Origin of the sequence: Massilia sp. CFBP9012 (assembly GCF_034045115.1) — a bacterium.
Taxonomy (GTDB): Bacteria; Pseudomonadota; Gammaproteobacteria; order Burkholderiales; family Burkholderiaceae_D; genus Telluria.
Map to the genome: position 1 here is coordinate 1 of NZ_JAXCWM010000012.1, position 17,712 is coordinate 17,712.

Below are 17,712 nucleotides of genomic sequence, written 5' to 3' on the forward strand. Positions count from 1 at the left end.
TGAACGATGTCACCTCGCCCGGCCGCATCATTTACATTACCAGTTGAGTCGGTAAGTTCAATATACGAGGTCTGACATTCGGACACGACCTCAGCCCAAAAGCATTCCGTTATTGTTATCGAAAGTCATCTGGCATGCGCGCTGGCGGCGGTAATTGACCGTCTTGGCATGGCGTGTCGCCTACTCGGCATACTGGCGCAGTACCTCAATTGCCGAGGCCTGCCACGCATCGAAGTCGTCGGCAGCCGGGCGCTCGATCGCCGGGCACGGCGCCGCCAGTGTCACAGTGGTGTCAATTGTCACGGTAGTGTCCACGGTAGCTGCCACCGCTTCGTAACACTGCTTCGAAAAGGTCAGTCATTGATGACCTGTAGGAGAAGTCCCGCCTGCCTGACCGGCGCGCACTGGTATTGTTAATGAGTGAATAAGAAGTAAACTCGAGCCAAGTATTCAGAACATGGCGCAGACATGAGAGCAGCATTGGTGGTAGGTGACAGCCGTAAACTGTGTGGGGATCTGAAGACGCATATGACGTCGCTCGGGTACATGACTGTCGCCACTGAAAAGCATGACGCCGCGTTGAGCGCGGTGGGGGCAACACAGTTCGATGTCGTGTTGATCTGCAGCCCGACCCGCCCGGTGGAGCGGCGGTCATTTGCTGGTGAGCTCAAGAGCCGCTGCCATACCGCCGCTGTCATCCTGATTACAGCAAGCGATGCAACGTACGCAGCCGCAAAAGCCTGCCAATTTGCTGGCATCACCGCTGTGATCAAAGGTCCGGTCTCGCTCGTCGCGCTATGGCGTGTGATCGAGTTCGGCCTGGAGGGCTTGGGCTGTCACAGAGGATGGGTCGACGAGACCGACGATCGACGGCGCGCGCGCGCCCAGGCGGAACGGCTTTAGAAGTTCGGCGGCCGTCTGGTGGGTCCAAGGTGCCTGCACCGATCTTGTCGACGTTACGACGCTGCGGTGCCTGAGACTGCTTGCCATCTCCGCCATGAGTTGTTCGATTGACACCTCTGACGACATGGCAGAGTAGGCTCCCTCAAAGTTACTGCATAGCCAGCTCTGGTAAGACGAAAGATCACAAAACTGAACGGCGTGCGCGAGCAGATCCGCACCACTCACCGTTCCTTTCACGTACGCGCATAGCATCGCCTGATCCGCTTCGGAGATGACGACTCCCTCAGCTTCCAGTTCGTTCATCATTTGCGCGACGCGCTTTCCTCGTAACTTCTGCATTATTCCACCTTTGGACACACCAATCCCAGCGAGTTAAGCACTAACGTGACAATTGGAGAGATTTCCTTGTGAATATTAATTGCAGTCTGCAACCAAGTACAGCGGGGTCGCTTAGAAGGTTCTTAAAAACAACAAAAAATGCATTTCATCAATAATTGAGGTGATGCTCTTTCCAACTCGTTAACACCGCTAGTCTCCGACTACTTCAGGCCCTGGCTTCCAAGCTGCCGGTCATCGCAGCACCGGATCACACCGGCGTCTGCGAGGCTTCGCACATCGATCGGCAAACTTCACTCGTTCAAGTTACGAAACGGCGTATGCATTTCGCATGGCTGGCGTGATTTTGACCCGCCATTGATATGCTTTTTACTGACGTCGTACCATGCCACTCGTAAAATAAGTTGTCGTTATAGAACGAGAGATCTATGGACAGTTTCGAATCAAGAAGGTCGGTTAACCCTTGGGATGAAGGCGATTACCGCATCCATGGCCGCGTCGTGAAAGCCCCCGACGGCGGATTCTGGCCCGCATACTCGATCGAGCGAATCCGCGGCATCCCCGATGCACCGAAACAGGCCGCTGCCTTCCACGAGGTCCGCGCACAAACCTTTACCACCAGGGGTCTTGCAGAAATGATGGCCGTATCTCACGGCGTGCAAAGGGTTCGTGCAATGTACCGACTGGACTGCTGAAGACTTCCGCGATCGCCCGAACAGGTCGCCAATGCGTGCGGCTGGTTGCATTCGCCAGTATCAGGTCTGACATCAATCCTGAGACCGGTTCTCGTGCTTGTAGTTGTCGCTGAGCGGCGATGCAGATCTGGTTCCGGACATTGAACTGATGGCAGGCGCATGCGCTGCCTACTTTGGCCTGGCCAATGCGTCAGCTCACGCGCAATGGGTATCGACGCCCGCCACAGCACACGTTTTTCCAACCCACGATGCATTGACATTTATATCAGGCGGCTTCGACATGCCCAACCGTAAGGAACCGCCATGGCAACCGATTCATCCACCGTCAACATCGACGGCGTCGACGTGCAGATCACCCCCCCACATCGATGCCACTGGCGACCTAACGCGCACCGTAGTCGTCCCGGTGATCGCGGCAACGCGCCAGGACCAGAACGGGAACGACGTTGCCAATATTCCGCTGATGACGATACCAGGTCATGCCTCGGCCCTCACGGCCCACCTGCCAACCGGATATGGCCTGCGGATGGAGGGGCCAGCTGCCATACAACCAGTATCCCGCGCGCTGGACATGCTGAGCGCCCAGATCGCGGCCCACACCCCTGCGGCCGACCATGCCCAGATGATCGCCGCCCTCTCCGCGCAGTCATACTGGGACTTCCCTACGCCGTTCATGCTGTCGACAATCACCCCGACAATGGCCACGGACGTCGCAGCGAACGCGACCCTGCAGCTGGAAAGCTCCCGGGGCACCGCATTGAGCGCCGTCCTGATCGATACCAACGGCCTGGGCGATACCGCGCACATCGGCCTGAGCGGCTTCGACATCACGCTCATCACCGGCGCCGGCACCTTCGAACAAGTGCCGGGCCGCGCCAATATCATCGCCGACAGCGCCAGCCAGACCATCATCGTCGACGGCGGCCAGGACCGGGTCGATGCCGGCGGCGGTGACGACCGGATCATCATCGGCGATGGGATCGCAGACACGATCGGCCACATCTCGTTCAACATACTGGATGGCGGCAAAGGCTACGACACCCTGCAGCTCAACCGCACCGGCCGCGACGACTACACCTTCTACGTCTTTCGCAATATCGATGGCAACGCCACGCTCAGCATGAGCCCAACAGATCGGCCCGATATTAATTATCAGCTGAGCAATATCGAAGCCCTGCACTTTTCCGAGGCAAGCGCGGATACCTCGGCGCACGGCAGCGTCACGCGGCTGTATGAAAGCCTGCTCGATCGCGCGCCCGATGCCGGCAGCCTCGATTACTGGATGCGACAGCTTGCTGGCGACGGCACGCTCGAAGGTGTGGCGCAGGCCATTCTCGAATCGACCGAACTGGCGGGCAAGGCGCCGCAGGCGGATGGGGCCTATGTCGCCTGGCTATACGATCAGGTACTGGGACGCGCCGCCGATGCGGGTGGCCTGGCTTACTGGACGCAAAACCTGAGCAGCGGCGACCTCAGCCGCGCTGATCTGGCGCTCGCGCTCGTCGATTCCGGCGAAAAACTGCAGATAGTGGCGTCGCATGCACTGGACATCGGCGCCAGCGACATCGGCGTGCTCACTCGCATGTACGACGCGCTGTACGACCGACGGCCGGATATCGACGGCCTGAACTATTGGATCAAACGCTCGGAAGCAGGCATCTCGCTGGCCTACATCGCCGACAGCTTCATTGATTCCGACGAGGCGACGAACGATTTGGACAACTCGGCCTTCGTTGCGCATCTGTACCAAACAGCGCTCGAGCGCCAAGCGACGGCACTCGAACTGGCGGAATGGAATGCACTGCTGGCCAATGGCCATGTCGATCGCGGCGACGTGCTGCTGGCCCTGGTCGAGTCGGCCGAGATGGTGGCGCTGGTCGGCGTGATGAGCACGACGTTCGAGGTCACTTGAGGACCAAGGGACCACGATACCCGTGGTCCGACATTGAATGCATCCATTTCACAACACTCGAGCAGCCGGAAGCAAGAACCTGGAGGCTTTACCTGTTCAGTATCTTGCGCACTCACAAGTTCCGTAATACGCTGGCCAAGTTAACTTCTGGCGGGCATCATGGGATTTTTCTCGGCATCAAAATCGTTCTTTTCTGCCATCACGGGCGCACTCACGACGACCCACTCCTGGCAGTACAACATGGCCCGAGACCAGCGCACCTGCACCTGCTGCGGCCGGCAAGAGGAAATGGTCCTCGACCTGGTCAGCACGAACTGGGAAATGCTCGTTCCCGGCGACCTGACCGCGCACGCCGCCAAGCCCGTCACCACTGAGTCGCAACCGTCCACCGCCCCTGACCTGGTCGCGGCGCGCACCCCAGGCATCTCCAGCTAAAAAAAGGCCGCTGCCGCACGAAGCAGGCAACGGCCAAGTCCTCGGCAGGGCCGAGATGGAGACACAAGAGAACCGACCACTTCGCCGGTAATGACATAAGTATGCGGCCACCACGCATAGTCACAAGGCCTAAAAGAGGTAATCGCTACCGCGTCCTTGCGTCAGAGCAGTCGTACGCATTCCTGACAATGCCACTCGGCATTCATCTTCCCTTCTTTCCCAGCTTTTTTGATTCACATCAACCGCGGTCCTGACATGCGTCCGATCCGGGAATAAAGTGGACTTCGAGTAATCCAAGCGTATAGGCCAGATGCCGTCCAGGGTCCGTAGCGGGACATCGGTAGGCCTATCCGCCCGAGTCCGCTTTTACCGAGAAGAAAGGAACGAGCATGTACAAGACCATCGTGGTTCACGTCGACGGCAGTCCCGAGCAAGAGGGGCGCCTGCGCGTCGGCGCCCTGCTGGCCAATGCCTTCGACGCCCACCTCGTCGGCAGCGCGGCCACCGGCATTTCCTGGTTCGACTATTCCCTGCTGGTCGGCTCGATGGGCGCGCCGATGATGCCCGAATCCGATTTCAGCGGGGTGCGCGAGGCCGTCGAGGCGCGGCTGCAAGAGTTCAGCACCGCCGTTGGGCGCCACGGCGTCAACAGTTTCGAGACGCGCATGCTCGAAGACGACGCCCGCTACGCCCTGCTGCTCGAATCGCGCTACGCCGACCTCGTGATCGTCAGCCGCGACGCCGAACCGATCGTCGTCCCGGGCATTCCGGCCCAGGCGCGCGGCTTGCCCGAATACATCGCGCTGCATGGCGCGCGTCCCGTGCTGGTGGTGCCGCCCGGCTGGAAAGGCCGGCTCCTGCCCGGCACCGCCGTCGTCGGCTGGGATGGCAGCATGCAGGCGATACGCGCGATTTCCGCCGCCCTGCCCCTGCTGCGGCAGGCGGATGCAGTCAAGCTCACGCTCATCAATCCCGGCGTCATGGCCGAGATGCATGGCGAGGAACCGGGCGCCGACATGGCGCTGCACCTGGCGCGCCATGGGGTCAAGGTCGATGTCGTCATCGAGACCACGCGCAGCAGCACCGGCGAGGCGCTGCTGAAAGTGGCGCGCGAGCACGATGCCGGCCTGCTGGTCACGGGCGCCTTCGGCCACAGCCGCTACCGCGAGTTCGTCCTCGGCGGCGTCACCCGCTCGCTGCTGGCGGGCAGCACGACGCCGCTCCTGATCGCGCACTGAGCGCAGCGGCAGCCCGCGAGTCCTCTTCATGGCGCCTGACACCCGACCCGATGCCGCCGGTAGCTCGCGCCGGCTCGAAGGCAGCGCCTGGCTCGGCGGCACCCACCGCCATGCGCGCGTCGCCGGTGGGCAAGTCCATGCCGACCTGGTGCTATGGGCTTGGCTGGGGCGCATGACCGGCAACCTGTCACCGGCCGCGCTCGGCATGGCGTGGTTCGACTGGGCCAGCCACCTCATGATGTCGCCCGACAAGCAGCACGAGCTGGCGAGCGACGCCGTCCTCGGCTGGCAGCGCTGGCTTCAATACCTTGCCACACCGGCCGGCGATGGCGCCGAGCTGGTGCGGCCGCTGGCCCAGGATAAACGATTTGTCGATCCGGCCTGGAACACCTCGCCCTGGCACCAGCTCAGCCAGGGCTTCCTGTTGAGCCAGCAATGGTGGCACCGCGCCACCTCCACCGTGCGCGGCGTCGCGCCGCACCATGCCGACGTCGTCACTTTCCTCGCGCGCCAGATGCTCGACTGCGTGGCGCCGTCGAACTTCGTCACCACCAACCCCGTCGTGCAGCGCGCCGTGCTGGCCAGCGGCGGGATGAACCTGGCCAATGGCGCCGCGCGCGCCTGGCGCGACGTGCAAGCCCTGCTCGCGGGCAAGCCGCGCGAGGTCAACTACCGGCCAGGGCGCGAGGTGGCCGTCACGCCGGGCAAGGTGGTGATGCAGAACCGGCTGATCGAGCTGCTGCGCTACGACCCGGTCGGCCCCGCCGTGCACGAAGTGCCGCTGCTGATCGTGCCGGCCTGGATCATGAAGTTCTACATCCTCGACCTGTCGCCGCACAATTCCCTGGTGCGCTACCTGGTCGAGCGCGGCCATACCGTGTACATGGTGTCTTGGAAAAATCCGCAAGCCGAAGACCGCGACCTCACCATGGACGACTACCGCCAGCTGGGCATCACTGCCGCGCTCGACGCCATCGTCGCCCAGACCGGCGCCAGCAAGGTCAATGCCGCCGGCTATTGTCTGGGCGGCACCCTGCTCGCGATCGCCGCAGCCGCCATGGCGCGCGACCACGACCGGCGCCTGGCCAGCATCTCGCTGCTGGCGGCCCAGGTCGACTTTACCGAGCCCGGCGAGCTGTCGCTGTTCATCGACGACAGCCAGGTCAGCTTCCTCGAAGCTGCCATGTGGCAGCAGGGCTATCTCGACACGCGCCAGATGGCCGGCGCCTTCCAGCTGCTGCGCTCCAACGACCTGATCTGGTCGCGGCGCCTGCGCCACTACCTGCTCGACCTGCCGGAGCAGGAGAGCGACCTCATGTCCTGGAATGCCGACGCCACCCGCATGCCCTATCGGATGCACGCCGAATACCTGCACCGCCTGTTCCTGCGCAACAGCTTGGCCAGCTCGCGCTATCTGGCCGGCGGGCATCCCGTCTCGCTGAGCGATATCGACGTGCCCATCTGCGCAGTGGGCACGCTCACCGACCACGTCGCGCCATGGCGCTCGGTGTACAAGATCATTCCGCTCACCGACACCGAGATCACCTTCATTCTCACCAGCGGCGGCCACAATGCCGGCGTGGTCGCGCCGCCAAGCAGTCCCAACCGCAGCTACCAAGTCGCCGTGCATCGCCATGACGATCCCTACATCGATCCCGACCGCTGGCTCGCGCGCGTGCCCCAGCTCGAAGGCAGTTGGTGGCCCGCCTGGGATCAATGGCTGTCACGCCATGCCGGCAAGCATGTAGCGCCGCCAGCCCCGATGCCGGACACGGCGCCTGCCCCGGGCGACTACGTCCTTCAGCAATAGGTTTGCCTCCCTCTTCCGCTCCATCGCGTTGACCAGCGCCTCTGGCCGGCGCGCATGTCGCTCGTGCCGCCGTCTCTGCCCGCGTCCTCTATCTGTCGGCTGATATTTACAGCCAACAGGAAACTTCAAGTTTCAAGGGAACGCGGCCTTCCCGATAGCTGACTTAGAATCAATTCGACAACCCCGCAAGCCCTTCCACACCTGCCGGCGCCGCAGTATTGACGCCGAGAACAGACGTGGGCAACGCACTCTAGAGAAGGAAGCCACAAGCATGGACCAATTCAGCGACGTCAAGCTCACCCGGCGCGACCTGTTGATCGCCGGCGCCCTGTCGGTATCGACTGCGGCCGTACCGGGCGCGCATGCCCAGCAGGCCGCACCCACGGCCGACGCGACCACCACTCCCCCGCCGGTCACCACCGGCGTCACTTTCACCGTCAACGGCAAGCCGGTCACCCTGCAGCTGGACACCCGCACCAGCCTGCTCGACGCGCTGCGCGAGCACCTGCACCTGACCGGTTCCAAGAAGGGTTGCGACCAGGGCCAGTGCGGCGCCTGCACCGTCATCATGGACGGCCGCCGCATCAATTCCTGCCTTTCTCTGGCGGTCATGCACGAAGGCGCCAACATCACCACCATCGAGGGCCTCGGCACGGCAGACAAGCTCCATCCGATGCAGGCGGCCTTCATCAAGCACGACGGCTACCAGTGCGGCTACTGTACCCCCGGTCAGATCTGTGCCAGCGTGTCCGTGATCGAGGAAATCCGCCAGGGTATTCCGAGCCACGTGACCGCCGACCTGAATGTGAAGCCCCTGCTCTCCGTGGAAGAGATCCGCGAACGCATGAGCGGCAATATCTGCCGATGTGGCGCCTACTCGAACATCATCGATGCGATCACCGAAGTGGGAGGGGTCAAGGCATGAAGGCATTTACCTATCAGCGCGCCACTTCGGCGGGTCAAGCCGCCGAGCTCGTCGCCCGCACTCCGAACGCCCGCTTCATCGCCGGCGGCACCAATCTGCTCGATCTCATGAAACTCGAGATCGAAACCCCGACCGCCCTGGTCGACGTCAATGGCCTGGGCTTCGACAAGATCGAGCCAACAGCGGACGGCGGCCTGCGCGTGGGCGCCCTGGTGCGCAACACCGACCTGGCGGCCGATGCGCGCGTGCGCAAGGATTACGCCGTGCTGTCGCGCGCCCTGCTAGCGGGCGCCTCGACCCAGTTGCGCAACAAGGCGACCACCTCCGGCAACCTGCTCCAGCGCACCCGCTGCCCGTATTTCTACGACACGGCGCAGAAGTGCAACAAGCGCCAGCCGGGCAGCGGCTGCGCCGCCATCGGCGGCTTCACCCGCCACCACGCCGTGGTCGGCGCCAGCGAAGCCTGCATCGCCGTGCACCCGAGCGATATGGCGATCGCCATGCGCCTGCTCGACGCCGAGGTGGAGACCGTGAAGGCCGACGGCAGCATGCGCAGCATCCCGATCGCCGACTTCCACCGCCTGCCGGGCAATACCCCGCACATTGAGACCGTGCTCGAGCCGGGTGAATTGATCACCTCCGTCAAGTTGCCGAAGCCGCTGGGCGGCGTGCACGCCTACCGCAAGGTACGCGACCGCGCGTCCTATGCTTTCGCCCTGGTGTCGGTGGCCACTGTGATCCTGCCCGACGGCAGCGGTCGCGTGGCGGTCGGCGGCGTGGCCCACAAGCCGTGGCGGGTCGAAGAAGCCGAACGGCAGATGGCGCAAGGCGCCAAGGCGGTGTCGGATCGCCTGATGGCCGGCGCCCGCACCACCGAGGACAACGCGTTCAAAGTGGCCCTGGTGCACCGCACCCTCGCGGAAGCGATGAACGCAGCGAAGAAAGGCTGACCCCATGAAATTCACGACTGCAGCCACCACCAATCCCATCGACCGCCAGCGCTACGTCGGCCAGCCGCTCGACCGCATCGATGGTCCGCTCAAGTGCACCGGCACCGCGCCCTACGCCTATGAGCACCACAAGGAAGTGCCGAACGCGGCCCACGGCTTCGTGGTCGGTTCCAGCATCGCCAAGGGCCGCATCGCCTCGGTCGAGATCGAGGCGGCGCGCCGCGCGCCCGGCGTACTGGCCGTGGTCACGGCCGCCAATGCCGGCAAGCTGGGTAAAGGCGACATGAACGTCGCCCATCTGCTGGCCGGCCCCAAGGTCGAGCACTACCACCAGGCCGTGGCGCTGGTGGTCGCCGAGACCTTCGAACAGGCGCGCGCCGCGTCCCACCTGGTGCGCGTGAAATACGTCGAAGAGAAAGGCAAGTTCGACCTGGCCGCCGAAAAGGACAAGGCGGTAAAGCCCGACTGGGAATCCGACCCGCCCGACTCCAAAGCCGGCAACTTCCAGCGCGGCTTCGATACCGCCCCGGTGAAACTCGACGCCACCTATACCACCCCGGACCAGTCGCACGCGATGATGGAGCCGCACGCTACCACCGCCGTCTGGGAAGGCGACAAGCTGACGGTATGGACTTCGAACCAGATGATCGCCTGGTGCGTCAACGACCTGTCCAAGACGCTGAACATCCCGAAGGACAAGGTGCGCGTGATCTCTCCCTACGTCGGCGGCGGCTTCGGCTCCAAGCTGTTCCTGCGCGCCGACGCCCTGCTGGCGTCCCTCGGCGCGCGCGCGGCCAAGCGCCCGGTCAAGGTGGCGCTGCACCGTCACCTGATCTTCAATAACACTACCCACCGCCCGGCGACCATCCAGCGCATCCGCATCGGCGCCGGCCGCGACGGCCGCATCACGGCCATCGGCCACGAAACCTGGAACGGCAACCTGCCCAAGGGCAGCTCGGAAGTCGCGACCCAGCAGACCCGCCTGCTGTACGCCGGCGCCGACCGCATGACCGCGACCCGCGTCGCCATGCTCGACCTGCCGGAAGGGAATGCGATGCGCGCGCCGGGCGAGGCGCCGGGCATGATGGCGCTCGAGGTGGCGATCGACGAGATGGCCGAAAAACTCAACATCGACCCGGTCCAGTTCCGCATCCTGAACGATACCAAGGTCGATCCCGAAAAGCCGATCCGCAAATTCTCGGAGCGCCGCTTCGTCGAGTGCATGCGCATGGGGGTCGAGAAGTTCGGCTGGAACAAGCGCAATCCCAAGCCGGGCCAGACCCGCGAGGGCCGCTGGCTGATCGGCTACGGCGTGGCCTCGGCCTTCCGCAACAGCCCGGTGATGAAGTCGGCCGCGCGGGTGCGGCTCACCGGCGAAGGAAAGGTGATCGTCGAAACCGACATGACCGATATCGGCACCGGCAGCTACACCATCATCGGCCAGACCGCGGCCGAGATGCTGGGCGTGCCGCTCGAGCGGGTCGAGGTGCGCCTGGGCGACTCCAGCTTCCCGGCCTCCGCCGGCTCGGGCGGCCAGTGGGGCGCGAACAGCTCGACCTCGGGCGTGTACGCCGCCTGCGCCAAGCTGCGCGAACAGGTCGCCGCCAAGCTCGGCGTCAAAGAAGGCGAGGCCGAATTCGTGGACGGCACGGTCCGCGCGGGCGGGCGCAACCTGCCGCTGGCGCAAGCCGCGGCCGGCGGCGAGCTGGTGGCCGAGGACACGATCGAATTTACCGGTGGGCTGGACAAGAAGAACCAGCTGTCGACCTTCGGCGCCCACTTCGTCGAAGTCGCGGTCGACGCGGTCACCGGCGAAGTCCGGGTGCGGCGCATGCTGGCCGTGTGCGCGGCTGGCCGCATCCTCAATCCGAAGCAGGCGCGCAGCCAGGTGATCGGCGCGATGACGATGGGCGTGGGCGCGGCGCTGATGGAACACCTGGTGGTCGACAAGCGCCTCGGCTTCTTCGCCAACCACGATCTGGCCACCTACGAGGTGCCGGTGCACGCCGACATCCCGCACCAGGAAGTCGTGTTCCTGAAGGAAGAAGACGAGCTGTCCTCGCCCATGAAGGCCAAAGGCGTCGGCGAGCTCGGCATCTGCGGTGTCGGCGCCGCGGTCGCGAACGCGATCTACAACGCCACCGGCGCGCGGGTGCGCGAATACCCGATCACGCTCGACAAGCTGATCGAGAAGATGCCGCTGTCGGCCTGACGCCGCATGTGGGACGGCGCCGCGGCGCCGTCCCGCTTCTTTTCTTGATGCGAGCGCCGCGATCGCGGCGCCTGGAGAGGTCACGCCCATGAAATTCAATACCCCCGCCACCACCAATCCGATCGACCGGCTGCGCCACGTGGGCCGCCCCTACGACCGCATCGACGGCCCGCTCAAGTGCACCGGGCGCGCCACCTATGCCTATGAACACCATCGCGAAGTGCCGGGCGCGGCCCACGGCATCGTGGTCGGTTCCCCCATCGCCAAGGGCACGGTCGCCGCCATCGACGTCGAGGCGGCGCAGCGGGCGCCGGGCGTGCTGGCGGTCGTCACCGCCGCCACTGCGGGCAAGCTCGGCAAGGGCGAGAAGAACACCGCACGCCTGCTCGGCGGTCCGAAAATCGAACACTATCACCAGGCGCTGGCCCTGGTCGTGGCCGAGACCTTCGAGCAGGCCCGCGCCGCCGCCAGCCTGGTGCGGGTGCGCTACCGCGAAGAGAAAGGCAGTTTCGACCTGGCGTCGGTGAAAGACAGTGGCATCGCGCCCAAGCCCGAGCGCGACTATCCGCCCGACACCCGCGCCGGCGACTTCGAGCGCCATTTCGAGCTTGCCCCGGTCAAGCTCGACGCGGTCTACACCACGCCCGACCAGTCGCACGCCATGATGGAGCCGCATGCCACCACGGCGCGCTGGGATGGCGGCAAACTGACGATCTGGACCTCAAGCCAGATGATCGACTGGTGGCGCAGCGACCTGGCCAAGACCCTGCACATGCGCAAGCAGGACGTACGCGTGGTCTCGCCGTATATCGGCGGCGGCTTCGGCGGCAAACTGTTCCTGCGCGCCGATGCCCTGCTGGCGGCGCTCGGCGCACGCGCCGCCGGGCGTCCGGTCAAGGTGGCCCTGCAGCGCCACCTGGTCTACAACAACACCACCCACCGCCCCAAGACCATCCAGCGCCTGCGCATCGGCGCGGGCCGCGACGGCCGCATCGCCGCGATCGGCCACGAAACCTGGAACGGCAACCTGCCGGGCGGGCGGCCCGAGGTCGCGACCCAGCAGACCCGCCTGCTGTACGCCGGCCAGCACCGCATGACCACCACCCGCGTGGCCGTGCTCGACCTCCCCGAGAGCAATTCAATGCGCGCGCCGGGCGAGGCGCCGGGCCTGATGGCGCTTGAGATCGCGATGGACGAGCTGGCCGAGAAGCTGGGCATGGACCCGGTCCAGTTCCGCATCCTGAACGACACCCGGGTCGATCCCGAAAAGCCGATCCGGCCCTTCTCGGAACGGCGCTTGATCGAGTGCCTGCGCACCGGCGCCGAACGCCATGGCTGGAGCAAGCGCAACCCGAAACCGGCGCAGGTGCGCGAAGGCCGCTGGCTGATCGGGCATGGCGTGGCGGCGGCCTTTCGCAACAGCCCCGTGATCACCTCGGCCGCGCGCGTCAGGCTGCGTGGCGACGGCACGGTGGTCGTCGAGACCGACATGACCGATATCGGCACCGGCAGCTACACCATCATCGCCCAGACTGCGGCCGAGATGCTGGGCGTGCCGCTGGGGCGGGTCGAGGTGAAGCTGGGCGACTCAGACTTTCCCGTCTCGGCCGGCTCCGGCGGCCAGTTCGGCGCCAACAGCGCCACCGCCGGCGTGTACGCGGCCTGCGTCAAGCTGCGCGAGCAGGTGGCCGGCAAGCTGGGCCTGGCCGGCGAGGCGGAATTCGTCGATGGCGCCGTGCGCGCAGCGGGCCGCAGCCTGCCGCTGGCGCAGGCTGCGCGGGACGGCGAACTCGTGGCCGAGGACGTGATCGAGTTCGGCGACCTGGCCAAGAAGAACCAGCTGTCGACCTTCGGCGCCCACTTCGTCGAAGTGGCGGTCGATGCCGTCACCGGAGAAACCCGGGTGCGGCGCATGCTGGCCGTGTGCGCGGCCGGCCGTATCCTCAATCCGAAGGCCGCACGCAGCCAGGTGATCGGGTCGATGACGATGGGCGTCGGCGGCGCGCTGATGGAACACCTGGTGGTCGACCAGCGCCTGGGCTTCTTCGCCAACCACGACATGGCCACCTACGAGGTGCCGGTGCATGCCGACATCCCGCACCAGGAAGTGATCTTCCTGGACGAGGAAGACGAATACTCGTCGCCGATGAAGGCCAAGGGCGTCGGTGAACTGGGCCTGTGCGGGGTCGCGGCGGCGGTGGCCAATGCGATCTACAACGCCACCGGGGTGCGCGTGCGCGAATATCCGGTCACGCTCGACAAGCTGCTGGGCCGGCTGCCGCCCGTTTGACGTTTCAGGCGGCGGCGTCCACCGCGTCGCCGTCGGCGACCACGCGATTGCGGCCGCCGCGCTTGGCCGCATACAAGGCCTTGTCGGCCGCCTCGATCAGCACTTCCGGCGCGTTCAGGCGCGCGCGGTCGAAGGCGGCAACGCCGATGCTGAGCGTGACCTGCGGATGATGGGCGGCCGGCGCCTGCTGCAGGCCCAGGCCGGCGACGTGGGCGCGGATGCGGTCGGCCAGCACGCGCGCCTGCTCTAGCGTGGTATCGGGCAGCACGGCCGCGAACTCTTCGCCGCCATAGCGCGCCGCCAGGTCGGCCGGCCGCTTGAGCATGCCGGCCAGCTCCTGGGCCACCATGGTCAGGCAGCTGTCGCCCTGCTGGTGGCCGAAATGGTCGTTATAGGCCTTGAACGAATCGATGTCGACCAGCAGCAGCGCAAGCGTGCCATCCGCGCGCTGCGCGCGGCGCAGTTCGCGCTCCAGCGCCACGTCAAAGTGGCGGCGGTTGGCGATGCCGGTCAGGCCGTCGATATAGGAACGCGCGCGCAGCGATTCAGCATGTTCCAGCAAGCGCCGCTCGCGCACGGCGACGCTGCTCACGTCGCGGATCTCGACCAGGCAGAAGCGCCGGCCGTCCTCGTCGAAGGGCGTGACCGAGACCGCCTGGTCCATCAGGGCGCCGTCGAAACTGCCCGGCTCGCGCAGCGGGAATGGGGCGCGGCTATGCGAGAGCGGCACGTGCTCGGTGGCGACGCCTTCGAGCAGCGCGGCGAAGATGGCCGCCTCGACACGCGAGCCGCGCAGGTCGGGGAAGACTTCGATCAGCGCATGGCCCAGCATGCGCGCCGCGCCGCGGCCGGAACGCGGCACCAGCCAGCCGTTCCAGAGGGCGATGCGGCCTTCGTGGTCGAGCACGATCACTCCGCTATCGACGAGGTTGAGTACCCGCGCCGGCAGGCTGCTGATGGATTCTGGCTTGGACTGGATCACGGATCGGCAAATGTTGAATTTTGGAAACAATTCAAATCATACCGGAAATTCCCGGACCACCGGAAGAAACGGGATTGCCGGCGGTCGCGCCGGCCGGGGTCAAGCCGGGCTTTGCAGCATATGCCAGGCCATCGCCACGCAGACGATCGCCACGAAGAACAGCAGGCCGAACACGAAGATGCGCATCGAATTGGCCAGGCCCGACACTGCGCGGTTGGCGCTGTCATTAAGCTTGCCGCGCCGGCGCGCCCCGTTCAGCAGCATCGAAATGAAGATGAACAGGGTCGCGCAGATCAGTACCAGTTTCATTTATGTCCGCACTGCCACCAGGATCAGGGCGACGACCGCCAGCAGCGCCGACAGGCCGGCGGTCACGCTGAGCCAGGTGATCTTCTGGCGCTGCACGTCCATCTTGGCGATCAGCTGGGCGTTCTGGTCGGCCAGGTTGGCGATCAGTTCGGAGGCCGCGCGCATCTGGTTGCGCAAGGCGTTCAGCTCCGCGTCGTTTTGCTCGGAGCGCGCGATCAGGAGGCCGATGATATCGTCTTCTTGCGCGGCCATCTCGGGGCTCAAGCCGGTCGCCGGATCCACCGCCCCCGGTTTGCGATTGACCGTGTCCCACAGGCGGCGCGCGCCGGTCGCCACCTGGGGCGCGGCGCTGATCACATCGCTCCATGGGACGGTCTTCAATACGGTCCACCAGCCTGCTGCCATACCTGCTCCTTGTCAATCATATCAGCCCGGAGCATACCATTGCCGGACGATGCGGCCAAACGCCACACGCCTCGCGCGCTGCCATGAACAGGCTTGCGCTAGTATCGAAGCATGTGTGGACGATTCGACCAGAGCCAGACGGCTCGCAACTACGCCAGCGCAATCGGCTGGCTCGACGCGGTGTATGACAGCGAAGCCGCGCCGGCCCATAACGTGCCGCCCGGCACCTACCGACCCGTGCTGCACATCCAGGATGGCGAGCGACGGGTGGACGACGTGTACTGGAGCTACCAGGCGCGCTGGGCCAAGGGCAAGGTGCCGGTGACGATCAATGCGCGGATGGACAAGCTCACCAACCGCTACTGGCGCGGGCTGCTCAAGTCGGGGCGCGCGCTGGTGCCGGCCGAGGGCTGGTATGAATGGACCGGAGAAAAAGGCCACAAACAACCCTGGCACATCCACCGCCGCGACGGTGCGCCGCTGTTCATGCTGGCCCTGGCCAATTTTGGCAGCTTTACCGAAAACCGCGCCGAGGCCGGCTTCGTGCTGGTCACCGACGACGCCTCCGGCGGCATGCTCGACATCCACGACCGGCGGCCGGTGGTGCTCGATGCGGTCGATGCCGAAACCTGGCTCGATCCGGCGCTCTCGAGCGAAGAAGCGCTGGCGTTTGCGCGCCGTGCCGCCCTGCCCTCGGATGCGTTCGAGTGGCACGCGGTCAGCACGCTGGTCAACCGGGCCGGGCTCGGCGGACCTGAAGTCGTGCAGCCGATCGATACCGAAACCGAATAGAACAATGGCCCGGACGCTCTCACGTCCGGGCCATTCACCTTGCGGTCATGCCGCGATCACAAGCTATTAACGCTGCTTAACGTTGATACGCGCCCAGGTCGATGCTGCTGCCACGTGCCTTGCCGTCGATGTCATTCTTCGGCGCGTAGGTGGCGATGCCGCGGCCAACTGCCGGCGAGCTGGTCGACAGCTTGAAGTCCGGCGTTGCCGCCGTGCGCGAGTAGCCGGCGAACAGCGGTTCCGAGCTGATCGTACCCGTATGGGTCAAACCGTTACGCAGCTGGAAGTTGTAGGTCGGGTTCTTGGTGACCAGATTGTTTTTGTAGGTATTTCCTTTACCGGTCTTGCCCTGCTCGGAGATACCGTACTTGTTGTCGTACACGATATTGTTGTGCACGTGGACGTTGTTGGCGCCTGCACTCGTGAAGTAGAAGTCGCCGCCACCGACGATGATCCCGAACACCGACGAACTCACCGTGTTGTTGACGATCTGGAGATCGGTCGCGTCATGCCACAGGTGGATCGCAGCCGAGCCGACACGGTAGACGATGTTGTTCTTGATCGTGCCCGAGGTGCTGTGATAAATGCCCTGAACGTACGTGCAGCCGGCCGGTCCGATATCGTGCACGACGTTGCCGATCACATCGCCCTTGACTCCCTTGTAGTAACTGTCCACGCCGATCGCCGAGCCGCCGGCGCTATTGCACGGAATGGTCGTCGCCATGTGGTGCACGCGGTTGCCCTCGATGACGTTGTACGAACCGCCGGTGTAGATGCCGAGCACCCATTTGGTGCCGGTGCCGATCTTGCTGCCGTCGACGTCGAAGCCGATGATGCTGACGTAGTTGCCACGGTTGTCCCAAGCGGTCTTGTTGGTCGATTTGGCAGGCGGCACGATCTTTGCGCCCCATTTGGTGGTCGACACCCAGTAGATGCGGTTGCTTGCCGTACCGCTGGCGGTGGTCCTGATGCCGCCGGCATAGGTGCCAGGCGCCACGAACACGGTCGTGCCGGCCTTGGTCGCGACCTGGGCGGCGCGCGCCAGGGTCTTGAACGGCGCCGCCTTGGTGCCTGCGGCGCTGTCCGAACCGTTCGGCGAAACATAGTAGTTGTACGGCGTGGCCGGGATCGTGCTCGGGCCGGCGACAGGGCCCGGATTGCGCTTGGTGTATTCAGTGCTGCGCTTGATCTCCGCTTCGACACTCGCGATACTGACGCCGCGGCTTACCGCCTGGCTCCAGTACTGCAGGCCGCCCGCATCCGGCTCACGGCCGAGCAGGGTCAGATACAGCTGGCGCACTTGTTCCTGGGCCGAGGCGGCGGCGGTGGCGGCGGCGGTGGCGGCTGGCGCCGCGCTTTGCGGGGCCGCAGCGGCCTGGGTCGATACGGTAGCGGCCAGCAGCAGGGTTGCTGCGGCGGCGACACGGGTCATGTTGGTGCGGAGGTTCGAGGCGATCATGGTGCTGCTTTTCATCTGAGGTTTCCTTCTGGTCCGGAAAAAAGACCGGGCAATGGAGG

The 17,712-nt window shown here is 65.0% G+C and carries 16 protein-coding genes; 11 read left to right on the forward strand and 5 right to left on the reverse strand.

The genetic code is table 11. From position 1 onward, the window contains the following. Positions 1 to 180: 180 nt before the first annotated feature. The gene (locus SOM61_RS19295) at positions 181 to 303 is read right to left on the reverse strand and encodes a hypothetical protein (RefSeq protein WP_320475578.1); all 123 of its coding nucleotides are present in this window, start codon (positions 301 to 303) and stop codon (positions 181 to 183) included. A 165-nt stretch (positions 304 to 468) separates the two neighbouring features. On the opposite strand from SOM61_RS19295, the gene SOM61_RS19300 reads away from it, so the two are divergent. The 10 genes from SOM61_RS19300 to paoC (SOM61_RS19345) all read left to right on the forward strand — a co-directional run bounded on the left by SOM61_RS19300 (position 469) and on the right by paoC (SOM61_RS19345) (position 13,706). Further along, complete coding sequence (locus SOM61_RS19300; protein ID WP_320475579.1) at positions 469 to 903, forward strand: DNA-binding transcriptional response regulator; 435 nt, start codon at positions 469 to 471, stop codon at positions 901 to 903. 764 nt (positions 904 to 1,667) lie between these two features. After that, entirely contained in the window at positions 1,668 to 1,934 is a 267-nt protein-coding gene (locus SOM61_RS19305; protein ID WP_320475580.1) for a hypothetical protein, read from the forward strand. A 406-nt stretch (positions 1,935 to 2,340) separates the two neighbouring features. After that, positions 2,341 to 3,846 carry a DUF4214 domain-containing protein gene (locus SOM61_RS19310; protein ID WP_320475581.1) on the forward strand — a complete coding sequence of 502 codons (1,506 nt, stop codon included), beginning with the start codon at positions 2,341 to 2,343 and terminating at the stop codon, positions 3,844 to 3,846. 240 nt (positions 3,847 to 4,086) lie between these two features. After that, a complete protein-coding gene (locus SOM61_RS19315) occupies positions 4,087 to 4,281 on the forward strand; it encodes a hypothetical protein (RefSeq protein WP_320475582.1) in 195 nt (64 codons plus the stop codon). Between the two features lie 389 nt (positions 4,282 to 4,670). Beyond that, complete coding sequence (locus SOM61_RS19320; protein WP_320475583.1) at positions 4,671 to 5,519, forward strand: universal stress protein; 849 nt, start codon at positions 4,671 to 4,673, stop codon at positions 5,517 to 5,519. 28 nt (positions 5,520 to 5,547) lie between these two features. Next, positions 5,548 to 7,329, forward strand: a complete 1,782-nt coding sequence (locus tag SOM61_RS19325; RefSeq protein WP_320475584.1) for a PHA/PHB synthase family protein — start codon at positions 5,548 to 5,550, stop codon at positions 7,327 to 7,329. A gap of 271 nt (positions 7,330 to 7,600) precedes the next feature. Beyond that, a complete protein-coding gene (gene paoA / locus SOM61_RS19330; protein ID WP_320475585.1) occupies positions 7,601 to 8,254 on the forward strand; it encodes an aldehyde dehydrogenase iron-sulfur subunit PaoA in 654 nt (217 codons plus the stop codon). Next, entirely contained in the window at positions 8,251 to 9,204 is a 954-nt protein-coding gene (locus SOM61_RS19335) for an FAD binding domain-containing protein (RefSeq protein WP_320475586.1), read from the forward strand. The genes paoA and SOM61_RS19335 overlap by 4 nt, the downstream gene beginning before the upstream one ends. A 4-nt stretch (positions 9,205 to 9,208) precedes the next feature. Then, positions 9,209 to 11,416, forward strand: a complete 2,208-nt coding sequence (paoC, locus tag SOM61_RS19340) for an aldehyde oxidoreductase molybdenum-binding subunit PaoC (protein WP_320475587.1) — start codon at positions 9,209 to 9,211, stop codon at positions 11,414 to 11,416. Between the two features lie 88 nt (positions 11,417 to 11,504). Further along, the gene (paoC, locus tag SOM61_RS19345) at positions 11,505 to 13,706 is read left to right on the forward strand and encodes an aldehyde oxidoreductase molybdenum-binding subunit PaoC (RefSeq protein ID WP_320475588.1); all 2,202 of its coding nucleotides are present in this window, start codon (positions 11,505 to 11,507) and stop codon (positions 13,704 to 13,706) included. A 4-nt stretch (positions 13,707 to 13,710) separates the two neighbouring features. On the opposite strand, the gene SOM61_RS19350 is transcribed toward paoC (SOM61_RS19345), so the two are convergent. From SOM61_RS19350 to SOM61_RS19360, 3 genes are all read right to left on the reverse strand, one after another. After that, positions 13,711 to 14,688: a sensor domain-containing diguanylate cyclase gene (locus SOM61_RS19350; RefSeq protein ID WP_320475589.1), complete on the reverse strand. Its 978-nt coding sequence runs from the start codon at positions 14,686 to 14,688 to the stop codon at positions 13,711 to 13,713. Positions 14,689 to 14,787: 99 nt separating this feature from the next. Beyond that, positions 14,788 to 14,997, reverse strand: a complete 210-nt coding sequence (locus SOM61_RS19355) for a hypothetical protein (RefSeq protein WP_320475590.1) — start codon at positions 14,995 to 14,997, stop codon at positions 14,788 to 14,790. Next, positions 14,998 to 15,402 (reverse strand): hypothetical protein, encoded by a 405-nt coding sequence (locus tag SOM61_RS19360; RefSeq protein ID WP_320475591.1) that lies wholly within the window; start codon positions 15,400 to 15,402, stop codon positions 14,998 to 15,000. Positions 15,403 to 15,513: 111 nt separating this feature from the next. On the opposite strand from SOM61_RS19360, the gene SOM61_RS19365 reads away from it, so the two are divergent. Continuing rightward, positions 15,514 to 16,194, forward strand: coding sequence for an SOS response-associated peptidase (locus SOM61_RS19365; protein WP_320475592.1), 681 nt, complete (start codon positions 15,514 to 15,516; stop codon positions 16,192 to 16,194). 76 nt (positions 16,195 to 16,270) lie between these two features. Here SOM61_RS19365 and SOM61_RS19370 read toward each other — a convergent pair whose 3' ends face one another. After that, entirely contained in the window at positions 16,271 to 17,668 is a 1,398-nt protein-coding gene (locus SOM61_RS19370; protein ID WP_320475593.1) for a DUF1565 domain-containing protein, read from the reverse strand. Positions 17,669 to 17,712: the final 44 nt, after the last annotated feature.